This window comes from Deltaproteobacteria bacterium PRO3 (assembly GCA_030263375.1).
Taxonomy (GTDB): Bacteria; UBA10199; UBA10199; order DSSB01; family DSSB01; genus DSSB01.
In genome coordinates this window covers 1-9649 of record SZOV01000111.1, presented here as the reverse complement: position 1 = coordinate 9649, position 9649 = coordinate 1, and the positions used below count along the sequence as shown (strand labels likewise).

The following is a 9649-nucleotide window of genomic DNA, read 5'->3' as shown; positions in this document are numbered from 1 at the left end:
CGCACCACCTCGTCGTTGAGCAGGTGATAGCGGTGCAGCGGCGACATGTTCTCAAGGGTCAGGGCCTCTTCGGCCAGGGTCGGCAGGGTACCGATCATCAGAAAATGCAGCCCACGCCCCTCCGCCTCGCGGTCGACGCGCGCGCCCAGCACGTCCAGCTCCGCGCGCAGGGCGGAGAGCAGGCCCGGCTCCAGGGGATGCGGATCGCTGTTCAATTCGAGGTTGAAGCGGGAGAGCTCGGGGACCAAGTGGGGATCGGCCACCGCGGCGAGGATGGCCTGGTTCTCGGGAGCGGGCCGTTGCCCGCCGTCGACCAGACAGAGCTCCAGCTCGAAGCCGGCGCACTCTCCGCCCTCTTCCCCGTCCGCGCGGTCGAACCAACGGCCCAGGGCCTCGGTCTCCTCGCCGAGGCGGGCGACAAATCGCGCGAAATCGGCCTCTGCAAAGCGCTCCTGGCGGACTTCTTCCCCCATGCGACCTCCCCCCTAAGAATAGCACCGGGGCGGCGGCCGGGCCTACGGTTTTGTCGGGGCGCCGGCCTCGCGGAGGTAGGCCAGCAGCTGGTCCATCTCGGCGGGAGAGATCATCATCTTGGGCATCTGGATCTTATATTGGGCCTTGAGCTCGCGGGCGATGGGGTCCTGCTCCACCATGGTCACCGGGTCGGCGATGTAACGCCGGATCCAGGCCTCGTCCCGGCGGGAGAAAAGGCCCTGGAGGTCGGGCCCGACCTTCACCCCCTCGCCGAGCGTGTGGCAGGTGGTGCAACCCTTGGCCTTGAAGAGCCTAGCCCCCTCGACGGCGGGCGTGGCGGCGTCCTGCGGCGAGGAGGCGACGCTGCAGGCGCCGAGCAGGAAAAGAAGCGGGAGCATTTTCCGGAAAGACATGGGCGCTGCTTAGCCCAGCGGCGAAGGCCCCGTCAAGACGGCGGGCGCTAAGGAAACGAGCGGTGGTTTTTTGAGGCCTCCTTTGCTATTTCGGAGGCATGGAACTCGGTCCGCGCGGCCTGCGCCTTCTGCTCAACCTCTATCCGCCGTATCTCTTCACCCGGACCAAGGTGAAGTCGATCTCCCCCGATTGGCGCGAATGCGTCGTCGAGCTGAAGAAAAGCCTGCTCACCCGCAACTACGTAGGCACCGCCTTCGGCGGCAGCCTCTTCGCCGCCACCGACCCCTTCTACATGCTGATGCTGATCAAGATCCTGGGCATCCAGGACTACATCGTCTGGGACAAGGCTGCCGAGATCCACTACCAAAGGCCGGCGCGCTCGACGGTGACCTACCGCTTCGTCATCACCGACGAGGCACTCGCCGCGATCCGCCGCGACTTGGAGAGCACGGGCAAATCCCTGCCGAGATTCGAGGTGAAGGGAATCGACCGCGAGGGACACACCTGCGTGACCGTCGTCAAGACGCTCTACATTCGGAAGAAAGACCGCGGGGGCCGGTCTACGGACGACGAGGCACCGGGATAAGGGACGCCGGGCTTATTTCTTCAGCAAAGCGGCCTCGAGCTCGGGGGTCGCGGCGATCTCGATCTCCATCTTGAAGGGCTTCTCCGAGAGATAGCCCAGCGAGACGTCCCAGCGCAGGTTGTTGCCGAAGACCTGGGTCGCGTTGCTGCGGATCACCTCGGTGGGGGAGAAGAACTCGAACTGGAAGGTCATCGCGTTCAACATCAGGACCTCCATGTCCTTGGAGAATTCGACGGAGTCCTTGTCTTTCTTCTCCGGCTTTTTCTTGGGCTTCTTGGGGGGCGCGAAGCTTCGGGTGATGACCAGGCTGTTATTCGGGCCCTTCTTCACCTGATAGTCGTTTTTCTGCGAAAAGATCTCGTCGAAGACTTCCTTGCCTTCTTTTTTATCCTTCCCCGAATCGGGCTTTCCGATGCCCTGGTAGATCTGTCCGATACGGGTCAAGGAATCCATGGCCGCCGCCAAGGTGAAGGTGGTCTTGCCGTATTCGGTCTTTTCCGTCTTGCCCTTCAATTGAACGGAGCCCGCCATTTTTTGAAACATCGCCTCGATATCCCGCTCGGCCTCCTTTTGCTTTTCATCCTCCTTCTTCTTGTCGGGGATGTCGGGCAGCTGGATACTGAGGGTGAAGTCGACGCTCCCGTCGGGCTTGAGCTGAGTGACTTCGTTGAACTCCAGGCAGCCGGTGAGCAGGGCGAGGGTCAGGGCGATGCCGGCGAGTGAAGCGATTTTCATGGGATCTCCTCGGGTTTGATGAAAAGTTTCAGCTTGGCGGCCCCGGGCTCCCAGGCGGGGAGCTCCAAGAGCGCCGCGGCGGCGCGGGGCAGCACCGCCTCGCGCGGCGGCAGGCCCCAAAGCAAGGCCGCGAGCAGCAGTCCCAGGTTGGGCATGTGCCCCACGAGGACGATCCCCTCTTCCGGCCGCTTGCGGAGCGCTTCCAAGGCGGCGGCGACCCCCGACAGCGGCAGGAGCCAGGATGCGGTCTCGATCTCGAGACCCCATTGCGCCTGGAAGGCCTCGGCCGTCTGTTGGGCCCGGCGGAAGGGGCTGCTGAGCATGGCCTGGGGAGCCGCCGACGCCTCGGCGGCCGCTCGGGCCGCCACCTTCGCGACATCCTCGAGGCCCCGCGGCGTCAAGAGCCTCGCCTCGTCGCTGGCGGCGTTCGTCTCGCACTCCCCATGCCGGATCAACCAGAGCTGCATCCCTCGCTTGTAATCGAAATGGCCGAAGAATCCAGTATAATCGACCCATGCGCTTCTTCGCGGACGAAATGCTCGGCAAGCTCGCCCGCTGGCTGCGACTGGCCGGCGTGGACGTGGCCTATCGCCGGGAGATCCCCGATCCGGATCTGGTCGCGGCGGCGCGGCGCGAGAACCGCATCCTCCTCACGCGGGACACCCGTCTGATCCGCACCTTGCGGCCGGAGGAATTCCTCTTCATCAGTCGGGACCGGATGGAGGAGCAGTTTTCCGAATTCCGCGAGCACTTCGGCGCGGCCCTCGCGGAGGCCCGCAGCCTCAGCCGCTGCGCGGAGTGCAATACCCCCCTTCTCCCCCTCCCCAAGGCCCAGGTGGAGGGCCGGGTTTGGCCCTACGTCTTCGCCTCCCAGTCCGCCTTCACCGGCTGCCCCGTCTGCGGGAAGATTTATTGGCACGCCACCCATGTCGAGAAGATCCTCCGTCGCCTGGAGCGACTGCGCGGAAACCCCTAAAAAAATTCAACCCAAGCCGCGCTTGACGCGTTGCCCTTTAGTGAATATTTTCTGTCTGGGTCGCGCCGCGACGTGGCTTTGTGGAGGATTTTGTTATGGCTAAACGGGTGGTGCTGTTTCTCTTGGTCAACTTCTTGGTGGTGGTGACCATCTCGGTCCTCCTCAACCTGCTCGGAGTCCGGCCCTACCTCAACCAATACGGCCTCGACTACACCTCCCTCGCCGTCTTCTGCCTGATCTGGGGCATGGCCGGTTCGCTTATCTCTCTGGCGCTGTCCCGGCAGATGGCCAAATGGACCATGGGCGTCCAGGTGATCGACCCGCAAAGCCCGGACCCCGCTGAACAAAGGCTGTTGCAAACCGTCTACCAATTGGCGCAGAGCGCCGGCCTGCGCGACATGCCCGAGGTCGGCGTCTACGACTCGCCCGAGCTCAACGCCTTCGCCACCGGCCCCACCAAGTCCCGCTCCCTGGTCGCCGTCTCCACCGGCCTGCTGCGCAGCATGGACCGCGACGAGGTCGAGGGGGTGCTGGGCCACGAGATCTCGCACATCGCCAACGGCGACATGGTGACGATGACCCTGCTCCAGGGCGTGGTCAACGCCTTCGTGATGTTCCTCTCGCGGGTGATCGCCTACGCGGTCTCCGCCGCCCTGCGGGGCGACCGCGACGACCGCGGCATCTCCTACGGAGTCTTTTTTCTGGTGCAGATCGTCCTCGAGATCTTCTTCATGATCCTCGGATCCCTGGTGGTGGCCTGGTTCTCGCGCTACCGCGAGTACCGCGCCGACGCGGGCGGGGCCCTGCTGGCGGGCCGCCAAAAGATGGTCTCGGCCCTCCAGGCCCTGCAGCGGGCCTACGACGTCGTCGACCCGCACAAACACCCCTCGATCCAGACGATGCAGATCTCCGGGCACGGCAAGGGCTTTCTCAAGCTCTTCTCCTCGCACCCCCCGCTCGAAGACCGCATCCGCAGGCTTCAAGAGGCCGCCTGATCCACCTCGGGGAAGGCCGCAAGCTCACGTGGGTTCCAAGCTGGAATCCAGTCCCTCGCGAACTTTCCCGCCTCGGACCTTGCGATCACGGCGCTCCTCCTTTCCTCCGATCAAGACCACCACGCTCGGCAGGATCAAGGCCGCGGCCAGGAGCGTCCGGGGACCGAGGGCCTCCCCCGCCACCGCCCAGCCCAATAACAGGGCCACGACCGGGTTGACGAAGGCATAGGTCGAGACCCGGGTCGGCGTGCTGTGCCGCAGGATCCACAGGTAGGCCGAGTAGCCCACGATGGAGCCGAAAAAGATCAGGTAAAGCCAAGCCGCGACCGAGGCGGCGGAGATGCGCGCGGGCTCGAAACCCGCCCATTCCCCGCGGAAGGTCCCCAAGACCAGCAAAAAGGCCCCGCCGCAAAGCATCTGCAGGGCTGTCGACCACCACGGCGAGGTCGGCATCCGCAAAAACCGCGAGAGCGCCGAGCCCAAGGACCACCAAAAGGCGGCGCCGAGGATCGCCAGGGCCGGCACGAGCGGTACCGCCCCCATTCCCCCAAAGCCCTTGGGAAAGAGGAGGACAAAGACCCCCGCAAATCCGACCAGGGCCGCCAAGGCGCTGAGCGGGGAGATACGCCTCAAGCCGCCGCTGAGCCGGTCGAGGAAGATCATCCAAAAAGGCGTGGTCGCGATCAGCATCGCCGTGATCCCTGAGGGGACGCTTTGCTGGGCCCAGACGACGCTCCCGTTGCCGCCGGCCAGCAAAAGAATGCCGACGATCGCGGCGCCGCGCCAATCGGCAGAGACGGGACGCGGACCACCACGGGCCAGGAGAGCCAAGGCGAGGATTAACCCGCTCAGGAAAAACCGGGCGCCGGCCATCAGGAAGGGCGGCAGGGTCTCGATGGCGTAATGGATGGCCAGGTAGGTGGAGCCCCAGATCAGGTAGACGGCCGCGAAGGCGGCGTAGAGACTGAGGCGCGAGGCGGTCGGAGTCGATGGGGCGTCGGGCATAACTTCGGCAGGTCCTACCACGATCTCGGCGGGGGTCAACGCCTCCAGCAGGACGCCGTCCTCCCCTTCCGCCTCCCAGGCTTCTCCGGGACCGAGGATATAATCCACCCCGTCCCCGTCGCGGGTGGCCCAGACCCGCCCTCGGACGCAGCGCAGCCGATAGGCCGTCCCGCGAAAGGCGGGGCGCCACAGCTGCCGTTCCCCCAAGGTAATCGTCCAGGCCTTCATGACCCGACTATGAGCCCGCGCGAGAAAACAATACAGATTCAATCAAAATAAATTGTGACCATAACAGTTTGTTTTGATATAAAACTGTACCTGAAACGTTTTCGACGGACTGTGCATGCCGCTCGAGGTCCAAATCGGGTAACTTTCGTTTCATGGAAAGAGCCGAAGCCAAACTCTACGAGCAAGTCGCCGGAGGCATCGCCCGCCAAATCCGCGAGGGCGTGCTGCGCGCCGGCGAGCGCATCCCCTCGGTGCGCCGCACCAGCCGCCAGCAGCGGGTCAGCGTCTCCACCGTCCTGCAGGCCTATTTCCTCCTGGAAAACCAGGGCTTGATCGAAGCGCGACCCCAGTCGGGCTTTTACGTGAAGCCCCGCCCGCAGGCCCCTCCTCCCGAACCCACGATCTCCGCCCCGCCGGCCTCGGCGGTGCGCCTGAGCTCGGGCGACTTGATCGCCGAGGTGCTCGCCTCCACCCGAGACCCCGAAGTGGTGCCGCTGGGCGCGGCGGTGGTCTCGCCGGAATTGATGCCCGCCAAGACCCTGGCCCGCCTCACCGCCGCTTTGGCCCGCGAGTCCTGCGCCAAGGCCTTAAGCTACGAATTCCCGCCGGGCCTTCCGGCCCTGCGCCGCCAGATCGCCAAGCGCGGCCTCGAGCTCGGCTGGGCCTTCAAACCCGACGAGGTCCTGATCACCAACGGCTGTATGGAGGCCCTCAACCTCTGCCTGCGCGCGGTCGCCAAGGCCGGGGACACGGTCGCCGTCGAATCCCCCTGCTACTACGGCATCCTCGAGCTGATGGAGAGCCTGGGACTGAAGGCCCTCGAGCTGCCGACGCACCCCCGGGAGGGCCTGAGCCTCTCGGCCCTGACCGCCGCGCTCCGCCGACACAAGGTGAAGGCCCTGATCACGATCCCGAGCTTCCTCAACCCCTTGGGCAGCTGCATGCCCGAGGAAAATCGGAGAGCGCTGGCGCGCCTGATCGCCAAGCGGCGCCTGCCCCTGATCGAGGACGACATCTACGGCGATCTCTACTTCGAGGCCAATCGCCCCAAGCCGATCGCCGCCTTCGACCGCGAGGGCTGGGTGCTGTTCTGCTCCTCCTTCTCCAAGACCCTGGCCTCGGGCTTCCGGGTCGGCTGGACCCTGCCGGGACGCTTCCGCCCCATGGTCGAAAAGTTGAAACGCAACACGACCCTCGCCAACGCCACGCTCCCGCAGATGGCGGTCGCGGAATACTTGCAAAACGGCGGCTACGAGCGCCACCTGCGCCAGCTGCGCCGGGCGCTGCAAGACAACGTCCGGCGCGTGAGCGAGGCGGTGGCGCGGCATTTCCCGAAGGGCACGCGGGTCTCGCGACCCGAGGGAGGCTATGTCTTGTGGGTGGAATTTCCGAAGGGGGTGGACGCGCTCGCCCTGCACCGGCGGGCCCTCGCCGAACAGATCAGCATCGCGCCGGGGCCGATCTTCTCCGCCAAGCAGAAGTACCGCAACTGCGTCCGGCTCAATTGCGGCCATCCCTGGTCCGACCGGATGGACGCCGCGCTGCGGCAGCTGGGGGAGATGCTCCGGCAGGGCATCGCATGAGAGAAAGGTCCCTCAGGCTTACCCCGCCACTTCGCCGGGCAGTTGCATAAATTTTCGGCAAGCGAAACCTTTCGCTTAGGTCCGAATTCATCCGAAAAATTTTTCCTCCCGGAAATCCTTGCCCTTTCCCCTCCTACCGACCCAAGTTAAGTGGCATGCCGATTGCTTCTCTTCACACCGATGAAGTTGTCCGCTTACCACCGGCTTTGGCCAAGGTCGTCCCGAACGGCGATTTTCGCGGCGATTCTGCTGGCTTGTCTCACCGCCTCGCTTTCGGCCGCGGCCGCGCCCCCTGAGGTGAAGACACGCCAGTTCGACGGCCTGACCCTGGAATACCGCCTTCAGATCGAAAACAACCCCCGCGTCGCCTACGACGGCCAAGCCTTCGTCCGCACCGAGGCTGGAAAGCGAATTTATACCGTCCTCCTGAATCGCGCCTATTTCGAACGGGAAGGCGGAGAGATCTTCGATCGCCTGTCTAAAGGAAGCGAGCCGCAGCGCGATAGTCCGGAAGCCGGCGAAGGCATCGCCGTCTTGGAGACGGATTGGTTTTCCCCGGGACACATTCCCGTCGCCGGGCTGCGCACGCTGCAGATCCAACTCGAAAACGCGGCCTGGCGGGACTTGCACGAGCGCTGCGTCGCCACCCAAGCCTCCGCCCGCAAAGCGCGGCGAGATTTCGTCCGGGCCTTCGCGCGGGCGCGCCTGGCCAGCATCGAAGAACACGAGGTCTCCCACCTGATCGACCTCGCCCGAGGCGGAGACGAGGCAAGCCCCGACTTCGCGCGGGAAACCGAGCTGAAGGCCTTTTACGCTGAATTGGCCCGCGGCGGAAATCCCCTCGACTCCATGTCCCAGGCCTTGGCCGGCCTCCTCGACGAGGTCCGGCGCGGACGCACGGTGGACTACAGCCGCGAAAAGGTCGCCGCCGTCCTGAGGTTCCTCCGCGCTTCGCCGAACTTGCGCCGCCGCATTCCCGAGCTGCTCCGCGCGGACGGCCCGCCGAGTGGGAGCGCCGAGGTCCTAGCCATCGCCGGGAACCGGCTCTTGGCGGAAAATCCTCCGCAATAACATCCCCAAAAATAATTCATCGGGGGCCCCTTGCCCCTTTGGCGTTTCGGACTTAGAATGAATCCAAGATGTGGAAGAAGCTCCTGCCGCTTTGCTGTTTCCTCGGCCTTTTTCTCGCCGTGACCGGATTGGCCAAGGGCCGAACCGAGGTGCACGTCTGCAAAATGGCCATGAAAAATTGCCATTCCTGCTGTCCAGCGGCCCTGCAAGCGCATTACCCGCAGTGCTGCGCGGTCTATCCGGGGGCGGGCGTGGCCGCGCTCAGCCTCTCCCAAAAGGCCGAAGAAGTCGCCAAGACCCAAGCCAAGGCCTGGCCCACGATTTTGCCGAAAATGAATCCCATGCAGATCGCGCATCTGCACGCCTACGGATTCGAATCCCCGCCGGGGGATCGTGAATCGGTACCACGCTTTCTTCGACACCTGCGCCTCTTGAATTGAGCCCTGCCCTATTCTCGTTCGTTCCAGCGAAATATCCGTGAAAACGTCAAAAGGAGATTTTTTATGAAGAACGTCTTGAGATTCTTTGCGGCGTCGCTCGCGATGTCCGCGCTCCTGCCCGGCGCATGGGCGGGGATCGACTATACGAAATACAACGAGGAATATAAGGCCGAAAAGAGCGCCTCTTCTCAAGCGGAAGAAGGAAAACGCTTCGAGCACAGCAGTAAATACCAGCGCGAAATGCCGGCCAAGGAAAATCAACTACCGACGAAGGAACGGGACCTCAACCGCCCCACCCCTCGTTCGGACGTGACAAAATAATGCGCAAGGTCCGGCGGGAGGGCGTCCTTGGCGCCTTCCCGCCGCTTTTTATCCGGAAACCGCAATATTTTTCACGGCTTCAACGCCTAGGTCTTTCCACTTAAGCCTCTGAAATCAAGCAACTTTTTTCCTTCGCCTCCGAAAAGGGAGCGATGTCCCCAAGCCCCTTTCCATCGCGGCGAACCTGCCTCCTGCTCCTGGCTTTCGCCCTGCTGTTTCCCAGGCTCGCATCGGCGGTCGTCGACAACACGACCTGCGGCGTGCTTTCCAACGCCGATTCGGTCGAAGACTTCCACTCCCTACGCCGTAAGGTCGAGGAGGGCTACAACCGCGCCAGCAACCGGATGTGCACCGAGCTGATCCGCTTCGAGGGCGGGCAGGAATACGAGATACGATTGCAGGACACGCTGAGCCTGCGCAGCGAGGGCGATCTCGACTGCCCCGCCGGGCCGGGCAAGCCCGCCGTTTGCGGCGACGGCTGGGGGCTGATCCTCGACGGCAGCACCTCTCCCTCAGTAGTGTTGGACGCTACCAGCCTGCCGCCGGGGACCTGCGCCCTGCGCCTGCAGGCGAATCGCGTCCTGGTGCGGGGCCTCAAGATCAAGGTGCAGCGCCGGGAAGACGCGGTCTGCGATGAGGGAAATCACAACGACCTCAGCGGCGTCGAGATCGAGGCCGACGACGACCGCCCCTCTCCCTCGCCCACGCCGGAGCCGCCTTCGCCCAGCCCGACGCCTCCGCCCTCGCCGACTCCTTCGCCGACGCCGCCGGCCAGTCCCACTCCGTCTCCGACCCCGGCGCCCACCGCGACGCCTTCGCCC

General features: G+C 64.5%; 13 protein-coding genes. 8 read left to right on the top strand and 5 right to left on the bottom strand.

Annotated elements, in window-relative coordinates:
• Positions 1–473, bottom strand: a 473-nt coding sequence (locus tag FBR05_13320; GenBank protein MDL1873159.1) for a hypothetical protein, incomplete at its 3' end; no start/stop codon positions are given.
• 42 nt (positions 474–515) lie between these two features.
• On the bottom strand, positions 516–887 hold the full coding sequence (locus FBR05_13315) for a cytochrome c (GenBank protein ID MDL1873158.1): 372 nt from the start codon (positions 885–887) through the stop codon (positions 516–518).
• A 98-nt stretch (positions 888–985) separates the two neighbouring features.
• Between FBR05_13315 and FBR05_13310 the strand changes: the two genes are divergently transcribed.
• On the top strand, positions 986–1474 hold the full coding sequence (locus tag FBR05_13310; GenBank protein MDL1873157.1) for a DUF4442 domain-containing protein: 489 nt from the start codon (positions 986–988) through the stop codon (positions 1472–1474).
• Between the two features lie 12 nt (positions 1475–1486).
• On the opposite strand, the gene FBR05_13305 is transcribed toward FBR05_13310, so the two are convergent.
• A complete protein-coding gene (locus FBR05_13305; GenBank protein MDL1873156.1) occupies positions 1487–2209 on the bottom strand; it encodes a hypothetical protein in 723 nt (240 codons plus the stop codon).
• Positions 2206–2676: a phosphohistidine phosphatase SixA gene (sixA, locus tag FBR05_13300; protein ID MDL1873155.1), complete on the bottom strand. Its 471-nt coding sequence runs from the start codon at positions 2674–2676 to the stop codon at positions 2206–2208. Before sixA ends, FBR05_13305 begins: the two co-directional genes overlap by 4 nt.
• 47 nt (positions 2677–2723) lie before the next feature.
• On the opposite strand from sixA, the gene FBR05_13295 reads away from it, so the two are divergent.
• Together FBR05_13295 and htpX are read left to right on the top strand one after the other, a co-directional pair.
• Positions 2724–3185, top strand: a complete 462-nt coding sequence (locus FBR05_13295; GenBank protein MDL1873154.1) for a hypothetical protein — start codon at positions 2724–2726, stop codon at positions 3183–3185.
• A gap of 95 nt (positions 3186–3280) precedes the next feature.
• Positions 3281–4180 carry a protease HtpX gene (gene htpX, locus FBR05_13290; protein ID MDL1873153.1) on the top strand — a complete coding sequence of 300 codons (900 nt, stop codon included), beginning with the start codon at positions 3281–3283 and terminating at the stop codon, positions 4178–4180.
• 24 nt (positions 4181–4204) lie between these two features.
• Here htpX and FBR05_13285 read toward each other — a convergent pair whose 3' ends face one another.
• On the bottom strand, positions 4205–5413 hold the full coding sequence (locus tag FBR05_13285; protein MDL1873152.1) for a DUF2917 domain-containing protein: 1209 nt from the start codon (positions 5411–5413) through the stop codon (positions 4205–4207).
• Positions 5414–5565: 152 nt separating this feature from the next.
• Here FBR05_13285 and FBR05_13280 point away from each other — a divergent pair, with 152 nt between their 5' ends.
• The 5 genes from FBR05_13280 to FBR05_13260 form a co-directional block, all read left to right on the top strand.
• Positions 5566–6996 carry a PLP-dependent aminotransferase family protein gene (locus FBR05_13280; protein ID MDL1873151.1) on the top strand — a complete coding sequence of 477 codons (1431 nt, stop codon included), beginning with the start codon at positions 5566–5568 and terminating at the stop codon, positions 6994–6996.
• A 186-nt stretch (positions 6997–7182) separates the two neighbouring features.
• Positions 7183–8067 carry a hypothetical protein gene (locus tag FBR05_13275; protein MDL1873150.1) on the top strand — a complete coding sequence of 295 codons (885 nt, stop codon included), beginning with the start codon at positions 7183–7185 and terminating at the stop codon, positions 8065–8067.
• Positions 8068–8135: 68 nt separating this feature from the next.
• Positions 8136–8507: a hypothetical protein gene (locus FBR05_13270; GenBank protein MDL1873149.1), complete on the top strand. Its 372-nt coding sequence runs from the start codon at positions 8136–8138 to the stop codon at positions 8505–8507.
• 63 nt (positions 8508–8570) lie between these two features.
• Positions 8571–8828: a hypothetical protein gene (locus FBR05_13265; protein ID MDL1873148.1), complete on the top strand. Its 258-nt coding sequence runs from the start codon at positions 8571–8573 to the stop codon at positions 8826–8828.
• Between the two features lie 152 nt (positions 8829–8980).
• Positions 8981–9649: hypothetical protein (locus FBR05_13260; GenBank protein ID MDL1873147.1), on the top strand; the 669-nt coding region annotated here is incomplete at its 3' end.